This window comes from Amycolatopsis sp. NPDC104775 (assembly GCF_055583325.1).
This window is the reverse complement of the sequence record NZ_JBVJOE010000003.1, coordinates 340875-365610: the sequence shown is the minus strand read 5'-3', so window position 1 is coordinate 365610 and position 24736 is coordinate 340875. Positions and strand designations below refer to the sequence as shown.

The 24736-nt window shown below is 69.4% G+C and carries 18 protein-coding genes; 8 read left to right on the top strand and 10 right to left on the bottom strand.

Annotated elements, in window-relative coordinates:
• Window positions 1-5: 5 nt before the first annotated feature.
• Together ACZ63D_RS15980 and ACZ63D_RS15975 are read right to left on the bottom strand one after the other, a co-directional pair.
• A complete protein-coding gene (locus tag ACZ63D_RS15980; protein ID WP_465355054.1) occupies window positions 6-2276 on the bottom strand; it encodes an FtsX-like permease family protein in 2271 nt (756 codons plus the stop codon).
• Window positions 2273-2968, bottom strand: a complete 696-nt coding sequence (locus ACZ63D_RS15975) for an ABC transporter ATP-binding protein (RefSeq protein WP_465355053.1) — start codon at window positions 2966-2968, stop codon at window positions 2273-2275. The genes ACZ63D_RS15980 and ACZ63D_RS15975 overlap by 4 nt, the downstream gene beginning before the upstream one ends.
• Before the next feature lie 187 nt (window positions 2969-3155).
• Between ACZ63D_RS15975 and ACZ63D_RS15970 the strand changes: the two genes are divergently transcribed.
• From ACZ63D_RS15970 to ACZ63D_RS15960, 3 genes are read left to right on the top strand one after another with little or no spacing between them, the layout of a single operon-like run.
• Window positions 3156-4958, top strand: coding sequence for a sensor histidine kinase (locus tag ACZ63D_RS15970; protein ID WP_465355052.1), 1803 nt, complete (start codon window positions 3156-3158; stop codon window positions 4956-4958).
• Window positions 4955-5608, top strand: coding sequence for a response regulator (locus tag ACZ63D_RS15965; protein ID WP_465355051.1), 654 nt, complete (start codon window positions 4955-4957; stop codon window positions 5606-5608). The genes ACZ63D_RS15970 and ACZ63D_RS15965 overlap by 4 nt, the downstream gene beginning before the upstream one ends.
• Before the next feature lie 30 nt (window positions 5609-5638).
• Window positions 5639-6946, top strand: coding sequence for an amidohydrolase family protein (locus ACZ63D_RS15960; RefSeq protein ID WP_465355050.1), 1308 nt, complete (start codon window positions 5639-5641; stop codon window positions 6944-6946).
• A 2-nt stretch (window positions 6947-6948) separates the two neighbouring features.
• On the opposite strand, the gene ACZ63D_RS15955 is transcribed toward ACZ63D_RS15960, so the two are convergent.
• The 6 genes from ACZ63D_RS15955 to ACZ63D_RS15930 all read right to left on the bottom strand — a co-directional run bounded on the left by ACZ63D_RS15955 (window position 6949) and on the right by ACZ63D_RS15930 (window position 14831).
• Entirely contained in the window at window positions 6949-7626 is a 678-nt protein-coding gene (locus tag ACZ63D_RS15955) for an SDR family oxidoreductase (protein WP_465355049.1), read from the bottom strand.
• Window positions 7627-7673: 47 nt separating this feature from the next.
• Complete coding sequence (locus ACZ63D_RS15950) at window positions 7674-9353, bottom strand: arabinofuranosyltransferase AftB family protein (protein ID WP_465355048.1); 1680 nt, start codon at window positions 9351-9353, stop codon at window positions 7674-7676.
• A gap of 84 nt (window positions 9354-9437) precedes the next feature.
• Entirely contained in the window at window positions 9438-10832 is a 1395-nt protein-coding gene (locus ACZ63D_RS15945) for a DUF7850 domain-containing protein (RefSeq protein WP_465355047.1), read from the bottom strand.
• A 54-nt stretch (window positions 10833-10886) separates the two neighbouring features.
• A complete protein-coding gene (locus ACZ63D_RS15940; protein ID WP_465355046.1) occupies window positions 10887-12968 on the bottom strand; it encodes a PhoX family protein in 2082 nt (693 codons plus the stop codon).
• A gap of 160 nt (window positions 12969-13128) precedes the next feature.
• On the bottom strand, window positions 13129-14349 hold the full coding sequence (locus ACZ63D_RS15935; RefSeq protein WP_465355045.1) for an MFS transporter: 1221 nt from the start codon (window positions 14347-14349) through the stop codon (window positions 13129-13131).
• Window positions 14346-14831 (bottom strand): MarR family winged helix-turn-helix transcriptional regulator, encoded by a 486-nt coding sequence (locus tag ACZ63D_RS15930; RefSeq protein WP_465355044.1) that lies wholly within the window; start codon window positions 14829-14831, stop codon window positions 14346-14348. The genes ACZ63D_RS15935 and ACZ63D_RS15930 overlap by 4 nt, the downstream gene beginning before the upstream one ends.
• 85 nt (window positions 14832-14916) lie before the next feature.
• Between ACZ63D_RS15930 and ACZ63D_RS15925 the strand changes: the two genes are divergently transcribed.
• Window positions 14917-15555, top strand: a complete 639-nt coding sequence (locus ACZ63D_RS15925) for an HAD family hydrolase (RefSeq protein WP_465355043.1) — start codon at window positions 14917-14919, stop codon at window positions 15553-15555.
• 107 nt (window positions 15556-15662) lie between these two features.
• Window positions 15663-16520, top strand: coding sequence for an SAM-dependent methyltransferase (locus ACZ63D_RS15920; protein WP_465355042.1), 858 nt, complete (start codon window positions 15663-15665; stop codon window positions 16518-16520).
• Between the two features lie 60 nt (window positions 16521-16580).
• Here ACZ63D_RS15920 and ACZ63D_RS15915 read toward each other — a convergent pair whose 3' ends face one another.
• Entirely contained in the window at window positions 16581-17669 is a 1089-nt protein-coding gene (locus ACZ63D_RS15915) for an inositol-3-phosphate synthase (protein WP_465355041.1), read from the bottom strand.
• A 65-nt stretch (window positions 17670-17734) separates the two neighbouring features.
• A complete protein-coding gene (locus ACZ63D_RS15910) occupies window positions 17735-18292 on the bottom strand; it encodes a PadR family transcriptional regulator (RefSeq protein WP_037716279.1) in 558 nt (185 codons plus the stop codon).
• A gap of 245 nt (window positions 18293-18537) precedes the next feature.
• Between ACZ63D_RS15910 and ACZ63D_RS15905 the strand changes: the two genes are divergently transcribed.
• The 3 genes from ACZ63D_RS15905 (at window position 18538) to ACZ63D_RS15895 (ending at window position 24702) form a co-directional block, all read left to right on the top strand.
• Window positions 18538-18939, top strand: coding sequence for a DUF5318 domain-containing protein (locus ACZ63D_RS15905; RefSeq protein ID WP_465355040.1), 402 nt, complete (start codon window positions 18538-18540; stop codon window positions 18937-18939).
• Between the two features lie 91 nt (window positions 18940-19030).
• The gene (locus ACZ63D_RS15900) at window positions 19031-21928 is read left to right on the top strand and encodes a transglycosylase domain-containing protein (RefSeq protein ID WP_465355039.1); all 2898 of its coding nucleotides are present in this window, start codon (window positions 19031-19033) and stop codon (window positions 21926-21928) included.
• A gap of 218 nt (window positions 21929-22146) precedes the next feature.
• A complete protein-coding gene (locus tag ACZ63D_RS15895; protein ID WP_465355038.1) occupies window positions 22147-24702 on the top strand; it encodes a transglycosylase domain-containing protein in 2556 nt (851 codons plus the stop codon).
• The last annotated feature ends 34 nt before the right edge of the window (window positions 24703-24736 follow it).

Sequence of the window (24736 nt, the reverse complement as noted above, 5' to 3'; positions counted from 1 at the left end):
GCCAGCTATTCGTCGGCCAGCGGTTCCGCCTGTACCCGTTTCAGCGCGGGCGTGCAGACCGAAGCACCGAGCAGCGCGACCCCGATTCCCAGCACCACCGGCGCGGCGATCCACGGGCTGAACACGACCGACCCCCGTTCCATCGTCGCCATGAACAGTCCGAGCCCGACCACGACGCCGGTCACGCCAGCGCCGATGGTCGCCACCAGCGCGGGCAGTGCGGCCTCCATCCGCAACGCCCGGGACAGCACCCGCACCGGCGTGCCCGCCGCCATCAGCGCGCCGAACGTCCGCCGCCGGTCCATCACCGAGCCCGCCGTCGCGACCGCGGCACTGCAGCCGGCCAGGATGCCCGCCGCGATGAGGCCGATCACGGTGACCCGGCGCAGGTCGCTGAGCTGCACTTGCTGTCCGTAGAGGTACTGCTCGCGGCTGCCGATCTCCTGTCCGACCGCGTTGGGCACCAGAGCGGTCCGCACGGTCTCGCGGTTGGCTTCAGCGGTCGGCACGACCAGGGTGACCGTGCTCGGTTTGACGCCGGCGGGCACCGCGGACGGGTCGATCACGTACTCGCCGTAGTTGTTGTGCTTTTCCGGGTGGTAGGTGCCCGTGGTGACCGCGCCGAGCGGAGTGCCCGTGCTGTCCTCGCCGCCGTACCGCGCGACCCGCAGGTTGCTCGTGTCCAGCTGATAAGGCGTGTACAGCCCGACGCCGGGCTTGCAGTCCTGCTGGGTGATCCCGAGCCGGGTCAGTTTGGCGGCGTCCGAGCAGGTCATCACGTACGCCCGCTGCATCGACCGGTAGTTCCCCTCGCCCTGCATCACGTAGACGCTGGCCACCGAAACGACGCGTTCGGACAGTCCGGCTTTCGCGAGCGTGGTGTTGGTCCGCTCGGCCGCTTCGGGAGCCCGGTCCGCGGTGACGTCGACGTACAGCGCCGAGTCCACGTACTGGCGTCCGCCGCCGGCGAGGGATTCGATCGACGGCAGCAGGGTGAGCGCCATCGAGCCGGTGAACACCGCGAGCACGATCCCGGCCGAAGCCCGGTACGAGCCCTTCGGGTCGTTGCGGAGCCGACGTCCGGCCAGCAGTGACGACGGCCGCCGCCAGATCCGCACGAACGTTCCGCCGACCGCCGAGGTGACCCACGGCCCGACCACCATCGCCGAAGCGACCACCAGCAACAGGCCGAACAGCACCAGGTTGCCGTTGCCGCCGCTGCGGGCGCCGAAAACGGTGTAGAAGAAGAACAATCCGGCCGCGGGCAACGCGAGCAGCCGCCACCAGCGCAACGGCTTCACGGTGTGGCCGCCGGTCGCGAACAGCGGGGTGCTCACCACCCGGCGCAGGCCCAGCACCCCGGCGAGCACCACGAGCAACGGAACCAGCAGCACCGCGAGCACGGTCAGTCCCACCGGAAGCGCGAAGTCCGACGCCAGCCAGGTCCCGCCGTCCCACGGCACGAACGTGGCCATCCCCCTCAGCGCCGGGCTCAGCAGCAGTCCGAGCAGCGCGCCGACCCCTGCCGACAGGCCGGTTTCGGCGGCGACCATCGCGGTCACCTGACCGGGAGTCGCCCCGGCCAGCCGGATCGCGGCGAGCCGTTGTTCGCGGCGGGCGGCGGTGAGCCGGGCCGACGACGCGACGAGCACCAGGCTCGGCACGACCAGCACGATGATGCCGACCCAGGACAACACCGTGAGCAGGCCGTCCGGATGTCCCTTCCCGGCCGGGAACGACGAGGCTGGGAAGGCGTCCTGGCCGGGCTGGTCCTTGTGCCCGTAGGGACGCATCTCCTGCGGGCTGTGCCCGACGAGCGCGACGAGCTGTTCCGGATACCGCAGCGCCTCGTCGCCGAACGCGGCGACCGGCTTGCCGAAGCGGTTCCCGAGCTGGTCGGCCGGGGTGGCGTTGAGCAGTTTCCCGAGCGCGGGCGACACGATCGTCTCGCCGGGGCCGGGCAGCCGCGGGATGCCCGGCGGCAGGCGCAGCGAATCGGCCGGGCCGGTGACCGCGAGGTCGACGCGGGCGACCTGCTTGCCGTCGAAATAGTCCTTGGAGGAATTGACGAGCAGGGTGTTCTGCTGGCCGGAGTCGTAGCGGCCGCTGCTTTGCCACAGCGCCCGCTGCTCGCGTGCCTGAGTGGCGTACGGCAGGGTCGCCAGCAGCAGCACGAGCCCGGTCGCGACGGCGACGCCGACCGCGGTGAGGATCGCCGAAGTGCGGGTGCGCCGGTCGCCGCGCAGCACCCGCAAGGCGAGCTGGAACGGGTTCATGCCGCGAGCCTCGTCGCGATCAGGCCGTCGCGGATCGCCACGGTGCGCGGCATCGATTCGGCGAGTTCCCGGTCGTGGGTCACCACGAGCACCGCGGCGCCGGACTCCTGCGCGGCGGCCAGCAACGCGTCCATCGTCTCGCGGCCGGTGCGGGTGTCGAGCGCGCCGGTCGGCTCGTCGGCGAAGATCACCTTCGGCCGGTGGGTGAGCGCGCGGGCGATCGCCACCCGCTGCGCCTCGCCGCCGGAAAGTTCGCCGGGACGGCGGCCCTCCTTGCCCGCCAGGCCGAGTTTGCCGAGCCATTCCCGCGCCGCGGCAATCGATTCGCCACGAGTTCCGCCGGCCAGCAGCGAAGGCAGTGCGACATTCTCTTCGGCGGTCAGTTCGGACACGAGCATTCCGGACTGGAAGACAAAACCGAATTCGGTCCGCCGCAGTTCGCTGCGCCGTTTTTCGCCGAACTGGTCGATCCGCTGTCCCTGCAACCAGATCTCGCCGCTGTCCGCGCGCAGGATCCCGGCGAGCACGTGCAGCAGCGACGTTTTGCCGGAGCCGGAGGGGCCGACGATGGCAATCGCCTCGCCCGGCTGGACGTCGATGTCGATTCCGGCCAGTGCGTGCTGCTGCCCGTAGCGCTTCACCAGCCCGCGCCCCGACAACACCGGTCCGGCGCTCAGGTGTGGATTCGTCATCCGCCAGCTCTCTCCCTGTTTCCGTCATGCGTCTTCGACTGCGACGGAAGGCAGCCTCGCGGATTCGGGCGGGTGTCCACTTCGGGCAGACGGCCGGTACCTGACCGGCCTTCATCGGCCGATCGGCCGATGGCCGCGGACCACGTGGCCAAGGTGCGCGCGGGCGCGGATCATCTACCGTCACGGTGTGCCGCACACCCCGCCGTCGCAATCGCTTGCCGCGCGGGCGGGCGAACTCGCCCGCCGCCTCGACATGTCCGTGCTCGTTTTGCTCGCGGCACTGGCGTTCGACGTCGTATTCGTAACCGACGCGGCACTCGACAACGTCGGCCCGCGTTTCGTCGACCTCGGTCTCTTCCCGGGCATTTTCGCGATGGCGGCGTGCGCGTTGTGGGCTCGCAAACGCGCGGCGGTGGCGGGCGTATTCGGTGCGCTGACGCTGATGTTCTGCACCTTCGCGATCCGCTACCTCTCCATCCCGACCTACTCGAGCGTGCTGGCGAATCTGTCCATCACCGAGGTGGTGGCCGGGGTCGAGATGGTCTACTTCCTCGCCCGCCGGGCTCGCCCCGGGGTCGCGTTCGCGGTGACCAGCGCGCTGATCATGGGCGCGCTCACGGCGGTATTCGGCCGTCAGTACGACAGCAGGCTCTACTCCAGCAACATCGCGCAGTCGTTGCTGTTCGGGTTCGCGCTCCTCGTCGTGGCCGTGATCACCGGCGCGATCGGCCGCCCGCGCCGCGAACGCGACCCGGCGACGGTGGAACGGCTGCGGAACATGCAGCGGTTCACCGAACTGGTGCGCGGCCAGTGGCCGTTGATAGGCATGCTCAGCATCAGCGTGCTGATCGAATTCGGCTACACCTACGAAAGCGGCAGCCGCGGTTTCCCGCTGCTGGCCTGCTCGATCGGTGCCGCCGCGGTGACCGCGCTCTCGCCGCGCCGCCCGCGGGACGCGATCCTGGTCGTGGCCGGGCTCCTGCTGCTGTCCGCGCTCGCGACGCCGTTCCTGCATCCCAGCTACGGCTACCAGCTGCTCGGCGGCATCCCGCCGACCCAGATCGTGGCCGGCTTCGGCGTGGTCGTGAATGTCGTGCGAGCGGTGCCGCTCGCCCGGGCCTGGCCGCGGATCGTGGTGCTGTCCGGCGTGGTCGCGATCGGCACGGTGCTGAACTTCGGCCCGTACCGCACTGGCCGGCTGCTCACCGACCCGGCGACGCTCGGCACCCTCGCCACCGTCGCGGTCCTGCTGCTTGGCATCGCCATCGCGATCGGCCTCTACCTGCGTTCGCGCGATTCCGAACGCGCGCAGGTGGTGAAATCGGCGGTCACCGACGCGCAGACGGCCGAGCGGATGGCGCTGGCCAGGGAGCTGCACGACGTGGTCGCGCACCACGTGACCGGCATCGTCGTGCAGGCGCAGGCCGCGCGCATGATGGGGGAGAAGAACCCGGAACTCGCGCTGGAGGCGATGGGCCGGATCGAGAACGCGGGGGTCGAAGCGCTCGCCGCGATGCGCCGTCTGGTCCGCAGCATGCGCGGCGACGCTCAGGCCGGCTCCGGCGAGTTCAACGAGCAGGCAACCACGGACCTAGCCGCTGACTTGCGCAAACTCGTCGAGGCGAACAACCACGGCATCCCGACGAAACTGCGGCTCGACCTTCCGGCGAACTTGCCGCACGAGGTCGGCCGGTCCGCGCTGCGATTGATCCAGGAGTCGCTCACCAACGTCGGCAAGCACGCCTCGGACGCCACCGAGGCGCTCGTGCTGGCCGAGGTCGTCGAAGGCGAACTGCACTTGCGGGTGACCGACAACGGCAGCGGGCAGACTCATCGCCCGGCCGGCGGGTCGGGCGGATACGGTCTGGTCGGCATGCGCGAACGCGTCGCGCTGCTGCACGGCAGGCTTTCGGCAGGCCGCGAGCCGAACGGCGGCTGGCGGGTCGAGGCGTGGCTGCCGCTCGAGGCGAACGGGGAGACAGACGGGTGATCCGGGTACTGATCGCGGACGACCAGGAAATGGTGCGGATGGGTTTCCGCATGATCCTGGACGCTCAGGACGACATCGAGGTGGTCGCGGACGTGCCCGACGGCGTCTCCGCGGTCGCCAAGGCGCGTGAACTGCGTCCGGACGTCTGCCTGCTCGACATCCGCATGCCGGGCCTGGACGGGCTGGAGGTCACCCGGCAGCTGGCCGGGCCGGACGTCGCCGACCCGCTGAAAGTCGTCGTGGTGACCACCTTCGACCTCGACGAGTACGTGCACACCGCGCTGCGCAACGGCGCGAGCGGCTTCCTGCTCAAGGACGCCGGGCCCGCGCTGCTGATCGAGGCGGTGCGCGCGGCCGACCGCGGCGACGCGCTGGTGTCGCCGCAGATCACCGTGCGGCTGCTCAAGCACTTCGACGGCGGGACCACCGCCAAGAAAGAGGCTCCCGCACCGTCGGAGCCGCTGACCGCGCGCGAACTGGACGTGGTGAAAGCCGCCGCGCGCGGGCTCACCAACACCGAAATCGGCGCTGAGCTGTTCCTGTCGCTGTCGACGGTCAAGACGCATCTGGCTTCGGTGCAGGGCAAGGTCGGCGCACGTAACCGAGTGGAAATCGCAGCTTGGGCCTGGCGTAGCGGCGTAGTGGATTAACCGCTACTGGGACGCCCGTACTATCTCGTTATGTCGCGTCGCTTCCATGCCCCGGTAGTCCTGCCCGCCGACCTGTCCTGCTCGCTGCTGCGCGACGCCGTAGTGGACGTCGACGACGAGGGCCGGATTTCCTTCGTCGGACCGGCCTCGAGCGCGCCGGAGTTCTCCGGCGAGACGACCCGGCTGACCGGAATCCTGTTGCCCGGCCTGGTGAACTCGCACGCGCACAGCCCGATGACGCTGCTGCGCGGCATGGGCGGCGACCTTCCGCTGCTGCGCTGGCTGCGCGAGATCATCTGGCCGACCGAGGCGAAACTGAAGCCCGCCGACGTGCGCACCGGCATGCTGCTCGGGTCGGTCGAAATGCTCCGGCACGGCGTGACGACCAGCGCGGAAATGTATTTCGAGGGCGAACAGCTCGTGGACGCGGTGCTCACCACCGGCGGCCGGGTGCTCGTCGCGCCGCCGGTGATCGAGCTGCCCGGAATGGACTGGCGCTCCACGCTGGCGGCGATCGACCGCTGGATCGACGCCGACGGCCTGCGGTTCGGTCCGGGGGAACGGATCGAGCTGGGTTACGGGCCGCATTCGGCGTACATGCTGAACCCGGATGGGCTGCGGGCGACGGCGGAATCCGCGGCGGCGCGCGGGGCGTTGGTGCAGATCCACGTCGCTGAGGCCGCGGCGGAGGATGTGGAGCAGCGCAAGGAGTACGGGTCGGTGCCTCGGCTGCTGGATTCGCTGGGGGTGTTCGACGGGCGGGTGCTGGCCGCGCATTCGATTCATTTGTCGGATGAGGACATCGCGATCTTCGCTGCGCGTGGGGTGGGGATGGCGCATTGTCCTGGGTCTAACGCGAAGCTGGCTTCGGGGATCGCGCGGATCAAGGATTTGCGGGCGGCTGGGGTGGCGATCGGTCTCGGGACGGATGGTCCGGCGTCGAACGATGACATCGATCTGTGGGAAGAGCTGCAACTGACGGCGATGTTGGCTCGGTTGGCGAACGATGATTCGACTGTGGTTACGGCTAAGGATGTTTTCCTGATGGCGACCCGGGGTGGGGCTGAGGCGCTGGGGCGGCATGACCTTGGCGTGCTGGAGCCGGGCCGCTGGGCGGACCTGGTGCACGTCGACCTCGACGACCCGGCGTTCGCCGCGGGGCTGGACGTACCGGACGAGCAGTTGCTGGCGAACCTCGTGTGGGCGGCCGGTTCCCGGCGGGTGCGCGACGTGTGGGTCGCGGGCGAGCAGGTCGTCACCGACGCCGAGCCGACCCGGGTCGACCGCCGCGAGATCCAGGCGACGGTGGCCGACACCGCCGCCCGGCTGCGCGCCTGACCTCAGCGAGGACGTACCTGGATTTCGGTGAAGTGGGCTTCCGGGGTGGCGGTCACGGCGGTGAGGACGGCCGTCGCCACGGAATCCGGGCGCAGGTACTTGTCGGCCTCGTAGCTCCCGCCTTCTTGGGTGCGGACATTCCGCTGCATGTCGGTGTCGGTGCGGCCGGGGAAGATCGACGTCACGCGCAGGTCAGGTTCTTCGGCGCGAAGTGAGTCGGTGAACGCGCGGACGGCGAATTTGCTTGCCGCGTAAGGACCCCAGCCCGGTCGAGCGGTGTACCCGGCTCCGGAGTTGATCACGACGACGTGGCCGTTCGCGGCACGGAGCGCGGGCAGCAGGAGGCGGGTCAGTTCGGCTACTGCGATGACGTTCACTTCGAGGTTCGTGCGCCATACCGACGATGGCGAGTCGGCGACGGTGCCGATTTTGCCGGCGCCTGCGGAGTGGACGAGAACATCAAGGCGGTCGATCTTGCTCGCTGCGGCTTCGAGTGACGCGGTGTCGGTGAGGTCGACCGGCCATGGCTCGGCGCTGGGCAGTTCCTCGGCCACCTTCGCCAGGGCGTCGGTGTCGCGGCCGCCTAGGAGCAGGCGGTGCGTTGGGGAGAGCTGGTGCGCGATAGCTGCGCCGATGCCTCGGGAGGCGCCGGTGATCAAGGCGAGCGGCAGATCGGTCATACCGCCAACGGTAGGCGTCTGCGGGACGCGCGCCAGTCAGGGGGAGGTCACGTCCCGCAGTGAGCCGCGGCCTGCGGGTCGCGTGGGTAGCGGATCTCCGTTCGGTGTATCGAGCCGGTGAAATTGTCGATAAATCGGCTCCAGGTGAGGGGTTCGCGGGTCGAGGCGAGCACTTCCCGCACGTCGGGGCAGCGCAGTGCTTGGCGGGCGGCGTCGATCTCGACGGGCTGGAACATCCGGATCTCGCCGTCGGTGGCGTAGTCGCCGCGTCCGGCTTCGGCGATCTCCCATGCTGCTACCAGCCACTTCGAGTGGCCGGGGCGGCCGTGGAGGATCGACGTCGAATGTGCGGCGAGGTCGCTTGCCAGGCCGTAGCCGTCGTGGATGCGCACGTCTAGCGACACGATGTTGCTGATCGCGCCCATGCTGTCGGCCGCCATGGTCACGTACGGGCGGTCGGTCGGAAAGCGGAACCACTGTTTCACGTCGCCGTAGCTGTAGACGAGCACCGCTGGCTGCTTCGTCGCTTGCACCGCGTCGACGGCGTGGCGGATGACGTCCTGGCCCAGATAGTCCGTGGCCAGTACCGGATGTTCGTGTCCGGTCGCCCATGACCAGTATCCGCGTTCGTCGGTGACGCTGACCGCTAGATGGGTGTTCTCGTAGGGCACGCGCAGCCAGCCGCCCGCGATCACCGACCACGCGGCGACTCCGGCGGCCAGCGCGATTGTCTTGCGGGTCACCGGAATCGCCATGACTGGAAGCAGAAGCACGAACAACGCGGGCAGCAACATCCGGCCGTGCATGAAATCTCCGCCGACTCGCACGACGTACAGGGCGAGCAAAAGCGCGCCTGCCAGTGAAGTCAGCAGCAGAACTAGGGATCGGCGCACCATGATCGCTGCGATTACTAGGAGCAGCAACGGAATCCACAGCACGTAGGGGTTGATCAGGTCGGCTAGATACGCGAAGCCGCGCGGCCAATCGCTGTTGGCTGCTTCCTTAGCGAGCGCGGTGTTTGGGGTGAGCAAACCGTAGTAGCCCATCCGAAACACCTGATATGCCACCGGCATCGTGACGCCTGCGCCTAACCAGCCAAGCACGGCAAGCCATCGAGGACGGCGCAGCAGCACGAGTGCGACGAAGCCGACCACGCTGAACAACGCCAGGTCCGGCCGCACCAGCGGGCCTAGGCCAAGCACGACCGCGGTGGCGATCGGCGCTTTGCCGCGCACCAGCAACCACCAGCTCAGGCCCAGCCACAGCAGCACCAGGCCGGTTTCCAGCCCGGAGGTCGCGAAGTCGCGGAACGGCGGGAGCGCGCACACGACCAGCGCACCGGCGGGAGCCACTGGTCCGGCGTAGAGCCGGCGGGCGCCGTCGAGGCCGAAGAACAGGCCGCCGACCGCGCACAGCAGGCCGGTGAGCACCGCGATCCATTCCAGCGGCGGTCCGGGGATCGTGCCGACGCCGGCGAGCAGCCAGGTCCACAACGGACTCGTGCTCGCCTCGACGCGCTCGCCGACGTTGAACACCGGTCCGTTCCCGGCGAGGATTTGCCGGACGGTGCGGAGCACGAGCAGTCCGTCGTCGCTCATCCACCGGCGCTGCCAGGCGAGCACCGTGTACAGCACGAGGACCGCCCCGGTGGCGGCCCACGTGCAGGTCATCGGGCGGCGGTACCACGGAGGCGGGTCGTCCAGCTGCGCGCCAGCGGCCGCGGTCATGATTGGTCCAGACCTCCCCGAGACGTGGTGTGCAGCCACAGTCTCGCATCCGGCCACCCGTGACGCTCAGTGGTCGGGAGTCGGCTACTTCACGGCGGATGCCGCGGCGGAGGCGGTCGGGGAGGGCGGAACGGTCGGCGGTGCGGGGGCGGGCGGGGCGAGGCCGATGTCCAGGTCCATCCGTTCGCGGTCCTTGCCGCCAAGGGTGAACGGCGAGGTGCAGCCGGTCGCCGGGTCCGCGGCCGAGTCCAGGCCGGGGGCACCCGCGCCGCGCTGAGTGACGGTGAGCCCGTCCGGCAGCTTCGACACGTCGAAGCACACCTGATAGGTGCCGTCCTTGCGCTGGTCGAACAGATAGCTGCCGTCGGCGTTCGTGCGCGTGGTGGCGACGGTGCCGCCCGCGCCGTCCTTGAGCGTCACCGGAAGATCCGGGTAGCCGGGTTCGTCGTCGTCCTGCATGCCGTTGCGGTTCAGGTCTTTCCACGCGCGGTCGCCGATCTTGCCGACCGCCGGCTGCGGAATGACGGTGACCGTCGCGGTCGCCTTCTGCTCGGCGAGCGGCCCGCCCGGACCGGTGCCGGTGACCTTCGCGGTGTTGACGTGCCCGTTGTCGTCCTCGGTGAGGTTCGGGTGGTCGCAGGCGAGTTCCCGCGACGCACCGCCGGCGAGGTCGAAGGCGCCGGGAAGCCCGGAGCACCACGGGTCCTTCACCAGCAGCCCGGTAATCGGCTGAGTGCCGGTGTTGGCGACGGAGATACGGAAGTGCGCGGCGTCGCCGGCCGGGATGGCAGCCGACGGGCCCCACGTTCCGTCCGCCGGATTCCGCACCTCCATCTTCACCGTGAACGCGGCGAGAGCCACGTGCACGCAGTCCCACAGCACCCAGTTGTGGTTGGTGCGGGCGAAAAACGAGACCGCCGCGGTGTCGTCCGGCGCGGTGACCGGCGCCAGCTCCTGCTGGGCGAGCTTGCCGTCGGACGCGACGTCGTGCGTCACCGCGAGCGGTTTCTCCACCAGCACCCGGCCGGTGCGGTCGGCGAAGCGCAGGCCGGTGGTCGCGCTCGCGCGCGAACCGAGGCCGGACTGCGTGGTGCCCGCCCACACTGTCAGCGCGTATTGCCCGCCGGGCACCGCCTTCACCTGCTGGCTGGCCGAGCTGACCCGGCCGTCCGGCGTCTGGATCTGCGCGTTGACGTGCCCGTCGACCGCGTGCGCGGTGCTGGTGAGCAGCTTCGGCACCCGGTCGGCCGGAGTGCTGCGCGGAACCGGCGCGGCGGGGGTGAACAGGTACTCCCTCGGCGGTCCGCCGGGCGAACCGGCGTCCTCCACGCTCGGGTTGGCCGCGATGCCGCCGCAGTCCGGAGCCCCCTCGGCGGGAGCGGATCCGGGTGAAACGACGGCGAGCGCGCCGACCAGCATCGCTGTACTGGCCGCCGCGCCCGCCGTACGTCCGATCGCGACTTTCCTTGCCCGCCTCACGCGGTGAAGCTAGACCCAGGATGGGCGTGCGGCGGTAAGAAACACCCCAAAGTGTTACCGGTGGCCGATCCGGCCGGGCAATCCGAAGGCGCCCTTCTTCCACACCGACACGATCGCCGGCCGCGGCTGGGAGTTGCCGCCGTCCGGCCAGTGCGAGGTCGGGTTCGCCGAACTGGCCGCGTCCTCGCCGGGGTGCTGCACCGCGACGAGCACGAGGTTTTCGGTGACGACCGGACCGCACGTCTCGGCCCCGACCGGCACGGACAGGAACTGCTTCACGTGCCCGCGCTCGGGCCCGGTCACCGGCACCGAGAACAAGCCGTCGTTCGCGCCGAGGGTGTTCCCGTCGGTGGAGATCCACAGGTTGCCGTGCGGGTCGAAGGCCACGTTGTCCGGGCACGAGATCGGGCTGACCTGGTTCTTCGGGAACCCGCCGAAGTAGGTGTCGGCTGTCGCCGGGTCGCCGCAGACGAGCAGCAGCCGCCAGGAGAACCGGGTCGAGGCACTGTCGCCTCGCTCCTCGTCCCATTCGAGGATGTGCCCGTTCTTGTTGCGGGTGCGCGGGTTCGCCTCGTCCGGGGCCGCCTTGCCCGCCGCGCCGCGGTCGGAGTTGTTGGTGAGCGCGGCGTAGATCCGGCCGTTGACCGGGTTCGGCTCGATGTCCTCCGGACGGTCCATTTTGGTCGCCCCGGCACGGTCAGCGGCCTGGCGGGTGAACACGTAGACCTCCTCCGCGGTGAATCCGTCCACAAAGGACTTGTCGCCGCTGGCGAGCGGAATCCACTCGCCGGTGCCGTCGAACTCGCCGTCGGCGGGCAACTTGCCGGAACCGTCGATCTCGCCCGGGCTGTTGCCGGAGAATTTGGCGACGTACAGGGTTCCGTCGTCCAGCAGCGCCGAATTGTGCCGCCGGGCGAGCGCGGAATTCCCCTTCTTGTACTTGCCCTTCGAGACGAACTTGTAGATGTACTCGAACCGCTCGTCGTCGCCGGAGTACACCGCGACCCGGCCGTCCGCGGTGATCTTGACGTTCGCCGCCTCGTGCTTGAACCGGCCGAGCGCGGTGTGCTTCACCGGCGTGGAATTCGGGTCATTCGGGTCGATTTCCACGACCCAGCCGAACCGGTTGGGCTCGTTGGGCTCTCGGGAGACGTCCCAGCGCTGGTCGAACCGCTCCCATTTGCGCGTGCTCTCGCCGGTGCCGATCGCGTACCGCTTGAGCCGCGCGGCCTGCGCCGGGTCGGTCACCTTGTCCGCGTGCGCGAAGTACTGGTGGAAGTTCTCCTCGCCGGACAGCACGGTGCCCCACGGCGTGACGCCGCCGGAGCAGTTGTTCTGGGTCCCGCGCACGCGCTTGCCGGACGGGTCGGCCGACGTCTTGAGGTACTTCGAACCGGCCGCCGGACCACGCACCTCGAAAATCGTGTCGAGGGTGATCCGCCGGTTCAGCGGGCTCGGCACGGTGCGCAGCGCGCCGCCGATCGGGTCGCGCAGCGTTTGCAGCACCGACAGCCCGTGGGCCGCCCAGGCGATCTTCACCTGCTCTTCGGTGGGGTTGGCCGGGTCGTACTGATCGGCCGGGAAGAGGTGCACCTCGGTGGTGTACTCGTGGTTGACGACCAGCAGATTGCGCAGACCGAGCGGATCCTGCGGGATCAGGCCGACGAAGTCGTTGTTGTAGCCGAACTGCTTGGCCTGCGCGGCCGCGGTCTGCTTGCGGAAATCGAACTTCGGCGCGCCGGGGACCACCGGGTCGCCCCAGCGGATCACCACGTGCTGGGCGTAACCGTCGGGGATGCTGACGACGTCGAGTTTGTTCGGCGGCACCGGAGTGAAGTCGGTGCCGGGCACCGCACGGCCCTTCGCCAGCGGCACCGGAGCCTGGGTGGGCGTGGCCGCGGCAGCGGTGCCGGACAGCGCGGCGAACCCGCCCGCCGCCGCGGCCATCACCGCGCCCGCCTTGAACACGCCGCGGCGCGAGACGCCCTTGGCGATGTCGCCGAAGTACTCGTTGCCGGTCGGGTTCGGGGCCTCGTGCGCACACGCGTTGCCGCAGCGGTATTCGCAGGTGATCGGTGACCGGCCGCCGGAATGCGCGGTGAACAAGGGCAGCAGTCGTCCGGGCTCCAGGGACACGGGGCCTCCAGGGTCGCTTCTCGGTGGGAACGCAGCGACCGTATGCGGCGAAAACCCCCTGAACCGGACTAAAAGGTGAACAGCGGGTGTATTCACGCAAAGACGGCGATCACCCCCGAACAGACAGTCCAGGGGCGATCGCCGAGGGTGGTGGCGAGGCTCAGAACTCCTCGTCACCGACGAGCGCGGCCTCCTTCGGCACGGTGTGCGGGTCGGCCTTCTTCTCCCGCTGCGAAAGCAGCACGGCGGCGATCAGGCAGAGCACCGCGGCGATCAGGAACGGACCCTGCTCCCAGCCCATCCACTCGGCGACGTGCCCGACGAGCGTGGCCGCGATCGCGCCGCCGAACCAGCGGCAGAAGTTGTACCCGGCGCTCGCGACCGGCCGCGGCGCGTCGCTGATCGACATCGCGGTGCCGGTGAACAGCGTGTTCAGCAGCCCGGAAACCAGACCGGACAGGATGATCCCGACGACCACCACCGGCTTGCTCGGGATGGCCAGCACCAGCATCAGCACGGTGTAACCGACCACGGCCAGCGCCGCCGCGTGCCGTTCGCCGAAGCGGGCGGCCATCTTCGGGGCGAGCACCACGCCGGCGATCGCCACGCACAGACCCCAGCCGCAGAAGATCAGCCCGACCGCGATGGCGCTCCAGCCAAGCACGAACGGGGACCAGGCGAGCACCGCGAAGAACGCGGCGGTGTACAGCGCCGAAGCGAGCGACGTGCGCAGCAGGCCAGGGTGTTTCAGCGCGCGGATCGGGTCGAGCAGCTTGATCGGCTCCCGCTTCTCGTGCGAATCGCTCTGCAGGAAGATCGAGCACAGCACCAGCGCGGCGACCATCAGGACCGCGGTGCCGAGGAACGGACCGCGCCACGAGATCGTGCCCAGCAGCGCGCCGAGCAGCGGACCGACGGCGAGCCCGACGCCCAACGCGGCCTCGTAAAGCAGGATCGCGCCGGATTGGCCACCGGTCGCCGCGCCGACGATCACCGACAGCGCGGTGGCGATGAAGAAGGCGTTGCCCAGTCCCCACACCGCGCGCAGGCCGACGAGCTGCTCGATCGAACCGGCGGCGGCGCACAGCGCGGTCGCGGCGACGATCAGCGTCAGCCCGACCAGCACGGTCCGCTTGGCCCCGAACCGGGCGGACATCGCGCCGGTGAACAGCATCGCGATCACCTGCACGCCGAGATACGACGTGAACAGCAGCGTGACCTGGGACGGCGAAGCGTTCAGCCCCTTGGCGATGGACAGCAGGATCGGGTCGACGAGGCCGATGCCCATGAACGCGATCACCGCGGCGAACGCGGTGATCCACACCTGTTTGGGCTGGCCCTTGACCGCGTCCAGCAGGCTTGAGTGGTGCTCAGCGCTCATCGCGGATCAGTTCCTCCTTCAGACATAACGGCGAGTTCCGCGGCGGGGTCGTCACGGTGGAAGTCGGCGATCAGCTTGGTGAGCGCGGGAAGCGCGGCGTCGATGGCGGCGCGCTCGGCCGGATCGAGGCGATCGAGCCGCGCCCGCAGCTCCGCCTCGCGGCCCGCGATCATTTCGGCGTAGAACCGCTCGCCTTCCGGGGTGGCCTCCACTAGCACGGCGCGCCCGTCCTCGGGATCGGGACGGCGGGTCACCATGCCGAGCCGTTCGAGCCTGCGCACGACGTCGGTCATCGACGGCATCCGGACGCGTTCGAGCCGGGAGAGCCTGCTCATCCGGCTCGGCCCGCGGCCGACCAGCTCCGACAGGACCGACCCCTGGGTCAGCGTCAGCAGCTGGACGGATTCGCGGCGCACCAGGTAGTACAGCCGGAACACCACCGGCCGCAGCCGTTGCGCCAGATCGCCCTTCGCGGAAGTCACTTAGCTAGGCTAACAAAAATTAGTTAGGGTAGCGAAGTAATTCGGCTCACAAGGTGGTCCAGTCCAAGCCCCCTAGGCTGGAGCAGTGGATGCGGTGATCTTCGACCTCGACGGCGTACTGGTGGACTCCGAGACGACGTGGGACGAGGTGCGCCGCGCCGTAGTCGCCGAGCACGGCGGGACCTGGCGGCCGGAGGCGACGCGCGCGCAACAGGGCATGAGCACCCCGGAATGGGCGCACTACCTCGTGGAAACCCTCGGCGCGCGGCTCACGCCGGACGAGATCGCGCGCAAGGTGATCGACGAGATGGCCGCCCGCTACGCCGACCACCCGCCGGTGATCGACGGCACCGACCAGGTCGTGCGCGAGATCTCCCGGCACTGGCCGGTCGCGATCGCCAGCTCGTCGCCGCCGGTGCTGATCCACTCGTTCCTGACCGCGTGCGATCTGACCTCGCTGGTCCCGGTCGCGGTATCGAGCGAGGAAGTAGCCGCGGGCAAGCCCGAACCGGACGTCTACCTGCGGGCGGCGATGCTGCTGGGTGTCGAGGCTTCGCGATGCGCCGCGGTGGAGGACTCGACGAACGGCCTGCGCGCGGCGTTCGCGGCGAACATGACGGTCTTCGCGGTGCCGAACCCGCACTTCCCGCCAGATCCGGAAGTGCTGCGGGAGGCCACGGTGCTGCCGAATCTGGCCGCGCTGCCCGCCGCGCTCAGTGCGTGACGCAGCCCACAGCGGCAAATAACCCCATATCGGTCGCAGCGGGTATTCACCCGGTCGCGCGGCGCCATCCTGAACGTCGGCCAACAAGATCGGCATCAGGGGTGGAAATGGCTGCACCAGACCAGGATTGGGACATCGTCAGCAGCGTCGGGCTCACCGCGCTCGGAGTGGCCGCGGGCCGGGCGATCGCGACGGTGTCCCCGGATCCGCTGATCGAAGACCCGTACGCGGCGGAGTTCGTCCGTGCCGCGCATCCGCCGCGGCCGATGCCGATCGAGCCGGTCGGCGACGCGCTCTGGATGGCGATGGCCGAGTACCTCGCGGTGCGGTCCCGGTTCTTCGACGAGGTGGTCACCGGGGCGGACGCGCCGCAGGTTGTGATCCTCGCCGCGGGGCTCGACGCCCGCGCGTACCGGCTGGACCTCTCCGGCCGCGATGTCTTCGAGGTGGACCAGCCGCGGGTGCTCGCGTTCAAGCAGGAAGTACTGGGCGGCTTGGGCGCGGTCCCGCGCTGCCGCCGCCACGCGATCGGAGCGGACCTGCGCGAGGACTGGCCCGCCGCACTGGAAAACGCCGGATTCGACCCCGCCCGTCCGACGGTGTGGATCGCCGAGGGCCTGCTGCCGTATCTGCCCGCGGCGGCGGAGGAACTGCTGTTCGACCTCGTGCACGCCCGCAGCGCGCCGGGCAGCCGGATCGGCATCGAACACATCCCCGACCTCGGCAACACCGACATCCTCGACACCATCCGGTCGTCGGACGCCGGAACCCGGCTCGGCCTGGACGTCAACGACGTGCTCTCGACCGAACCCCGCCGGAACCCGGTCGAATGGCTCGCCGGACAGGGCTGGCGGACGACCGTCGACCGCGCGGGCGACCTCGCCGCCAGCTACGGCAAGCACCTGCCCGACCAGTTCGGCTACGCGATGACCAAAACCGAACTGGTGACCGCCGACCTGCCCTGAACAGCCGTGCGGGGAACCCTCAGAGACTCAGAGCCCCCAGGGTTCCCCGCACGGACGGGCTCAGCGCTCCAGTTCGCCGCGGATGAAGGCGTCGACCGCGTCGCGGGCGGTCGAGTCGTCGTACTGCTCCGGCGGCGACTTCATGAAGTAGGACGAGGCGGAGAGGATCGGGCCGCCGATGCCGCGGTCCTTGGCGATCTTCGCCGCGCGCACCGCGTCGATGATGATGCCCGCCGAGTTGGGGGAGTCCCACACCTCGAGCTTGTACTCCAGGTTCAGCGGCACGTCGCCGAACGCGCGGCCCTCGAGCCGGACGTAGGCCCACTTGCGGTCGTCGAGCCACTGCACGTAGTCCGACGGTCCGATGTGGACATTGCCCTTGCCGAGCTCCCGGTCCACCTGCGACGTGACCGACTGGGTCTTCGAGATCTTCTTCGACTCGAGCCGCTCCAGCTCCTTCATGTTCAGGAAGTCCATGTTCCCGCCCACGTTGAGCTGCATCGTGCGGTCGAGCTGCACGCCGCGGTCCTCGAACAGCTTCGCCAGCACGCGGTGCGTGATGGTGGCGCCGACCTGGGACTTGATGTCGTCGCCGACGATCGGGACGCCCGCGTCGGTGAACTTCTTCGCCCACTCCGGGTCGGAAGCGATGAACACCGGCAGCGCGTTGACGAACGCGACGTTCGCGTCGATCGCGGCCTGCGCGTAGAACTTGTCGGCCTCTTCGGACCCGACCGGGAGATAGGAGACGAGCACGTCGACCTGCGCGTCGCGCAGCGCGGCGACCACGTCGACCGGAGCCTCGTCGGACTCCTCGATGGTCTCGCGGTAGAAGCGGCCGAGGCCGTCGTAGGTGTGCCCGCGCTGGACGGTGACGCCGAGCGGCGGCACGTCGGCGATCTTGATCGTGTTGTTCTCGCTGGCGGAGATCGCCTCCGAGAGGTCGCGGCCGACCTTCTTCGCGTCGACGTCGAACGCGGCGACGAACTCGATGTCGCGCACGTGGTAGTCGCCGAACTGGACGTGCATCAAACCGGGGACGCGCGCACCGGGGTCCGCGTCGCGGTAGTACTGCACACCCTGGACCAGCGACGAGGCGCAGTTGCCGACGCCCACGATGGCCACCCGAACGCGGCGGTTGGAGCCCATGCCGGTTTCTCCTTCAATCTCATTCACTTGCATCTGCAGGTCTGCCGCCCCGTTGCGGCCGCCGCTCAACTCGGTCCCGGCTGCTCCGGGCCGCGCTGCTCGGCTTGTTCGTGCGCGATCAGCTCGTTGAGCCAGCGCACCTCCCGCTCGCTCGACTCCAGCCCCAGCCGGTGCAGCTCGCGGGTGTAGCGGTCGATCTTCTCTTCGGCCCTGGCCAGCGCGTCCCGCAAGCCTTCGCGCCGCTCCTCGACGCGGCGGCGACGGCCTTCCAGGATTCGCATCCTGACGTCGGCCGGTGTCCGCGAGAAGAACGCCAGGTGGACGCCGAATCCCTCGTCGTCCCACGTCTGCGGTCCCGCGTCGCCGAGCAGTTCGGCGAAGCGTTCCTTGCCCTCGGCGGTGAGCTTGTAGACGCGGCGGCCGCGCCGGGACCACGCCCGGTCGTCCGCCTCGTCGAACTCCTCGACGAGGTAGCCGGCCCGCAGCAACCGGCGCAAGGTCGGATACAGCGAGCCGTACGAGAACGTCCGGAACATCCCGAGCGTCTCGTGCAAACGTTTGCGCAGCACGTACCCGTGCATGGGCGCCTCGTGCAGCAATCCGAGGATCGCGAGTTCGAGCACACCACACCCCATTCCGGGAATACGCCGCGGCCAGTCTCGTTGATCACCCGGGACTGGCTCAGCCAACCTACTCGCCGAGTATATCGCGCCGATACATCGAAGTGGCGGAAGTAACCCGCGATCAGCACGCGGCCGCTGATCCGTGACCAGAGCGTTAGCTAACTTCCGGCGTGTCCGAACGGTCGCCCTGGGTGCGGGAAAGCAGGGGGCACCGCGGACACAGAAAGAGCCCGTACTCTGTCCTCGTGCGAAACCAGCGGCAGGTTGTGGATTACGCCTTGCAGCGCCGTGCGCTGCTGGCCGGCGTCCGCTCCGGGCGCGTCGGAGACCACGAGGTCTGCGACGCGAGCCCGTACCTGCTCCGCGCGGCGAAATTCCACGGCAGACCCGAGGACCGGGCCTGTCCGATGTGCCGCCGGGCTCCGCTGCACCTCGTCTCCTGGGTGTACGGCGACGAGCTCAAGCACGTCTCGGGATCGGCACGCACCCCCGACGAACTGGCCCGGATGTCCGGGATTTTCGGGGAGTTCACCGTCTATGACGTAGAGGTGTGCCGGACGTGCCATTGGAACCATCTGGTTCTGTCCTATGTCCTCGGCACGGGAGAGCCCCAGCCGACCCGGCCGCGAAGGACTGCCGGGCAGTGACGAGTACCACAACCGCTGCAGAACGCGGGGCGGCGCGCCGCCGTTCATCCCGGACGGCGGTGCCGGCAGTGCAGCCCTCGGAGGCCCATTCGTGAACGACGACCGCAACCGCTCCTGGCCGAGCCAGGAGCCAGATGCACCTCGCCGTGCCCGGCGACCGCAGGAGGACCCCGGTCCCGCCTGGCCAGCCGATGACGCCCCCCGGCGCCCCGCGCCGCCCCGCCGTCCTCCCGCGGGCGGCCCGCGTCCGCCGCGCGCCCCGCGCGCCGAAGCCGGTCCTGAGTGGCCGAGCGGCGACGAAGGCGGCCCGCAGTGGCCCGCGGCTGACGAGCCGCGCCGTCCGCAGCGCCCGCCACAGAACCGTGCTCCGCAAGGCCGTCCCCCCCAAGGCCCGCAGGACCGAGGCGCGAACACCCGTGCGTCGCAGATCCTCGACGGACAGGGCGCACCGCCGCCGCGCCGTCAGCCGCCGGGCGGACGTCCCGTCCCCAACGGCGGCCCGAACGGCAACGGCACCCAGGGCTTCCGGCAGCCGCCGCCGAACGGACGGCCTCCGCAGCGCCGCCCGGTCCCGCCGCCGCCGTCCTTTCCGGAGTCCGACCGCGAGCCGGACCTGATCACGCACGCCGAGCACAACGGCTACGCCCCGTACGACGACCGGTACGACGACGACCGCTACGACCCGTACGACGAGGAAACCCGACTCGCCCAGTACTCGGACGACGCGGACTTCGAGGACGACCCGGAAGACGAAGAGGACGGCAAGAAGAAGAGCAAGGCCGACCTCACGCCGAAGCAGCGCCGCAAACGCCGGTGGAAGATCATCCGGCGGGTGCTGTACGCGATGTTCGGCCTGTTCTTCGTGGTGCCCGCGATCGCGTTCGTGATCACCTACTTCACCGTCGACGTGCCCTCGCCGCAGGAAGTGCTCGCGCAGCAGAGCCAGCCGATCACCTTCTACTACGGCGACAAATCGGTGATGGGCCGGGTGGTCCCGCAGGGCGGCGACCGCCAGCTGCTGCAGCCCAACCAGGTGCCCGAGGTCGTCAAGCACGCCGTGTACGCGGCCGAGGACGCGACCTTCGAGACCAACTCCGGCTTCAACGTGATGGCGATCCTGCGGTCGGTCTTCAACCAGGCGACCGGCGGCACCGGCGGCGGTTCGACCATTTCGCAGCAGTACATCAAGCAGGCGACCAAGAACGACGCCCCCACGCTGACACGTAAATGGACCGAGCTGGCGAAGTCGTTCAAGCTGAACAACGAGACGTCCAAATCGGACATCATCACCGGCTATCTGAACATCGTCTTCTTCGGCCGCGGCGCGAACGGCATCGCCGCCGCGTCGAAGGCCTACTTCGGCAAGGACGTCGGGCAGCTCAACGCGTCCGAGGCGGCACTGCTCGCCGGGATGATCCAGGGTCCGAGCCGCGACCGCGACACCGCGTACGTCCAGAAGCGCTGGACCTACGTGATGGACCAGATGGTGGCCAACCACTGGCTCTCGCCCGCCGACCGCCAGGCCGCGCAGCTTCCCACGATGATCCCGCGCGACTCGCAGAAGAAGCAGGACGCCGGAACGCTGGACTACTTCATCCGGCAGCGCGTCGTGCAGGAACTGGAGGCAAAGGGCTACGACGAGGACAAGCTGTACTCCACCGGCGCGAAGATCTACACGACGATCGACCCGAACGCGCAGAAGATCGCGGTCCAGTCCATCCAGGACAACATGGAAGGCCAGACCGACGAGAACATCCGGGGAGCGCTGGTCGCCGTCGACCCGAGAACCGGGGGCGTGCTCGCCTACTACGGCGGGCCGACCACGGTGAAGGACGACGCGGGCAAGGACAAGCTCGCCACGGACTGGGCGAACGTGCCGCAGAACCCCGGCTCGTCCATGAAGGCCTTCGACCTCACCGCCTGGCTCAAAATGGGCAAGGGCCTCGGCGAAACCTTCGACGGCACCGACCGGCGGGAACTCGGCGGCCGCGTGGTCCGCAACGCGGGCGAAAGCTCCAGTTGCGGTCCGCAGTGCACGGTCAAGAAGGCCATGGAGGTCTCGGCGAACACCGTGTTCTACGACATGGTGCTGAACTGGACGAAACCGGCCAGGGTCGCGGAGGCCGCGAAGGAAGCGGGCGTGCAGGCCGCTCCGAAGGGCAAGGCCAAGCTCGGCACGAGCGACGCCAACATCGCCCTCGGCGGTGGTGCCACCGTGGTCACCCCGGAGGACATGGCCGCCGGGTACGCGTCGTTCGCCTCCGGCGGCGTCCGGCGCGACCAGCACTTCGTCGCGAAGCTCACGAATTCCCAGGACGAGGTCATCTTCGACGACACCAACGGGCAGGGAAAGCCCGCGTTCGACGACAACGCGGACAAGAGCAAGCAGATCGCCGGGAACGTGACCGAGGCGCTCGGCCCGGTCATCGCCGAATCGCACCTGAAATGCCCGAGCGGCCACGAGTGCGCGGGCAAGACCGGTACGCAGCAGTACGACCCGCAGGACGGCGACCCGAGCGCGTACAAGGACCGCAACGCCCAGACCTGGATGGTCGGGTACACGCCGTCGGTGTCGGCCGCGGTCTGGATCGGCGGCGACGGCAACAAGCCGCTGCACGACAAGAACGGCAAGCCGATCTTCGGTAAGACGATCGCGGGCCCGGCCTGGCAGGACTTCCTCACGAACTACCTGCAGGACAAGCCGGGCGAGAAGTTCGACAAGGTCACCGCGATCGGCAAGGACGCCGACGAGGTCATCACGCCGAGCCGCACGGCCCCGCCGCCGCGCCAGACCTCGAGCGAAGAAGCGCCCCCGCCGTCCACGACGTCCTCGTCGTCGGCTCCGCCGACCAGCTCGTCGCATCCGCCGTCCTCGACGACCAGCCCGACCCGTCCGAGCGGCATCTTCGGCGGCGGCACCGAAGGCGGCAACCCCGGCAGCGGCGGCGGTCCCGTGGTGAACGGCGAACCGCCGCGACGCACTGGCTGATCCGCGCTCGACCCAGGAAAGAGGCTCCTCTCCACCCCGGAGAGGAGCCTCTTTTTGCCGGTACCGACCGACTGGGGGTGCGGTAGGTTCACCGACGGTCTCCCTCCCCAGCGGAGGGGATCGGCCAGGCGAGTGAACCTCGACCGGGGTTGGCGCGTCTGGTGAACAGAGGGCCTCCTGCGTCCGCAGCTTGCCCGCGTCCGAGAAGAGGATCCGCAGTGAACGACGACCGCAGCCGCTCCTGGCCCGACCGGGATCCCGACCCGCGGCGTCAACCACCTCCGTCCCAGTCCGGGCCGCCGCCGTGGGCGCGCGGTCCGCAGCGTCCGGCCGCCGGGCCGGGCAGTCCGGCGGGTCCGGCCGGTTCTCCGCCGCCGGGCCGCCGTCCGCCGCCGCCCGGCCGCCGCCCGATCCCGCCGCCGCAGCGAGAGCCGGACCTGATGACCCACCGGATGGTCGAGGACGACTACCGCGATCCGGGCTATCGCAACGCCGGTTACCGGGACGCCGGCTACCGCGACGAGGGTCCGCTCGATCCGGACGAGGTCTATCCGTCGGAGGACCTGGACAAGAAGGGCCGCACGCCCGCCCAGCGCAAGAAAAGACGCTGGAAGATCATCCGGCGCTGCGCGTACGCGTTCGTCGGGCTCTTCATCGTCCTCCCAGCGATCGCGTTCGTGATCACCTACTTCATGGTCGACGTGCCCTCGCCGCAGAGCGTCGCGCAGGGTCAGAACCAGGCCGTCACCTACCTGTACGCCGACGGCAGCCCCATGGGCAAGGACGTGCCCTCGGGCGGCAACCGGCAGATCCTCACCGCGCAGCAGATCCCAGACGTGGTGAAGCACGCGGTGATCGCGACCGAGGACTCGACGTTCGAGACCAACTCCGGCTTCGACGTCACCGGCCTGCTGCGCGCGGTCTTCAACAACCTCACCGGCGGTACCGGCGGCGGGTCCACGATCTCGCAGCAGTACATCAAGAAGGCCACCGACAACGACGCCCCGACGCTCACCCGTAAATGGACCGAGCTGGCGAAGTCCTTCAAGATGAACCAGACGTACGAGAAGCAGGACATCATCACCGCGTACCTGAACATCATTTACTTCGGGCGCGGGGCGTACGGCGTCGGCGCGGCGTCGCAGGCCTTCTTCCACAAGGACGTCTCGAAGCTCGACTATTCGGAGGCCGCGCTGCTGGCCGGGCTGATCCAGCAGCCGGGCCGTTCGGAGAACCCGAAGGTGGCCCAGGGCCGCTGGACCACCGCGCTCGACCGGATGCTCGAGAACAAATACATCACCGCGCAGCAGCGGCAATCGGCGAAGTTCCCGGACGTCATCCCGCTGGCGGATTCGAAGGACGAAACGAACGCCCCGTACAAGTTCATTTCCAAACAGGTGCGCGACGAGCTTGGTCAGCACGGCATCGGGGACGACAAGTACTACTCGGGCGGCTACACGATCCAGACCACCATCGACAAGCGCGCCCAGGAGCTCGCGACCCAGGCGGCGACCGACGCGCTGAAAGACCAGTCGGACGACCGGCTGCTCGATTCGCTGGTGGCGATCGATCCGAAGACCGGCGGAGTGCTCGCCTATTACGGCGGACCGGCGACCATCGACGTCAACGGGAAGAAGCAGGGCGCTCGCGACTGGGCGAACACGCCGCAGAACCCCGGTTCGTCGATGAAGGCGTTCGACCTCACCGCGTTCCTCAAAATGGGCAAGGGGATCAACGAGACCTTCGACGGCAGCAACAACCGGGTCTTCGACGGCCGCAAGGTGCGCAACGCGGGTCCCAGCTCCAGCTGCTCCGGGCAGTGCACGGTCGCCGAGGCGATGAAGCGGTCGGCGAACACGGTGTTCTACGACATGGTGCTGAACCAGACGCATCCAGGCCCGGTCGGGCAGGCCGCTCAGGAAGCGGGCGTGAAGATCAAGGACAAGGGCGGCCAGTCGCTGATCTCCACCGCGGACGCGAACATCGCACTCGGCGGTGGAAACACCCAGATCACGCCTGCGGACATGGCCAGCGCGTATGCCACTTTCGCCGCCAACGGCGTCCAGCGCGACCGGCACTTCGTGCTCAAGGTGACCAACTCGCAGAACGAGGTCGCCTACGAGGCGCAGCCGAGCCCGGGCAAGCCAGCGTTCGACAGCAGCGCGGACAAGAGCAAGCAGATCGCGGGCAACGTGACCATGGCGCTGGGTCCGGTGGTCGACTTCTCGCACCTGAAATGCCCGTCCGGCCACGAATGCGCCGGCAAGACCGGCACCCAGCAGCACACGGTGCGCCCCGGCGAGCCGAGCTGGGCGGCGAACGCGAACGCGCAGACCTGGATGGTCGGCTACACGCCGTCGGTTTCGGTCGCGGCCTGGGTCGGCGCGGACGGCGACCAGGCGCTGCACGGCTCGGGCACCTCGCCGATCTACGGGTCGACGATCGCGGGTCCGCTGTGGGCGAAGTTCCTCGACGGCTACCTCAAGGGGAAGCCCGCGGAGAAATTCGACCAGGTGCCGCTGATCGGCGTGCAGGCCCCGCCCGCGCAGGGCGACCAGAACGCGGGCGACGATCAGCAGCCGCCGCAGCAGACCAACGGCAACCAGCCGGACAACCCGGACGGCGACGGCAACGACCACGGCGGGCCGATCAGCGGCGGGCCGAGCCAGCCGCATTGGCCGACCGGGCTTCCGCACTGGCCGTCGGGCCGGCCCTCGTCGCACAACCCGCCCAGCGGCGGTCCGTCGACGGGCGAGGATCCGCCGCAGGAATAACGAAAAAGGCTGTGGCCGCGACGGTGGGGGGAGG

What these genes read in the sequence shown, in the direction of transcription:
- ACZ63D_RS15980 (WP_465355054.1), bottom strand. Translation starts at nt 2,276, where the DNA reads ATGAACCCGTTCCAGCTCGCCTTGCGGGTGCTGCGCGGCGACCGGCGC.
- ACZ63D_RS15935 (WP_465355045.1), bottom strand. Translation starts at nt 14,349, where the DNA reads ATGAGCGCTGAGCACCACTCAAGCCTGCTGGACGCGGTCAAGGGCCAG.
- ACZ63D_RS15955 (WP_465355049.1), bottom strand. Translation starts at nt 7,626, where the DNA reads ATGACCGATCTGCCGCTCGCCTTGATCACCGGCGCCTCCCGAGGCATC.
- ACZ63D_RS15915 (WP_465355041.1), bottom strand. Translation starts at nt 17,669, where the DNA reads ATGGGCTCCAACCGCCGCGTTCGGGTGGCCATCGTGGGCGTCGGCAAC.
- ACZ63D_RS15920 (WP_465355042.1), top strand. Translation starts at nt 15,663, where the DNA reads ATGGCTGCACCAGACCAGGATTGGGACATCGTCAGCAGCGTCGGGCTC.
- ACZ63D_RS15960 (WP_465355050.1), top strand. Translation starts at nt 5,639, where the DNA reads ATGTCGCGTCGCTTCCATGCCCCGGTAGTCCTGCCCGCCGACCTGTCC.
- ACZ63D_RS15950 (WP_465355048.1), bottom strand. Translation starts at nt 9,353, where the DNA reads ATGACCGCGGCCGCTGGCGCGCAGCTGGACGACCCGCCTCCGTGGTAC.
- ACZ63D_RS15975 (WP_465355053.1), bottom strand. Translation starts at nt 2,968, where the DNA reads ATGACGAATCCACACCTGAGCGCCGGACCGGTGTTGTCGGGGCGCGGG.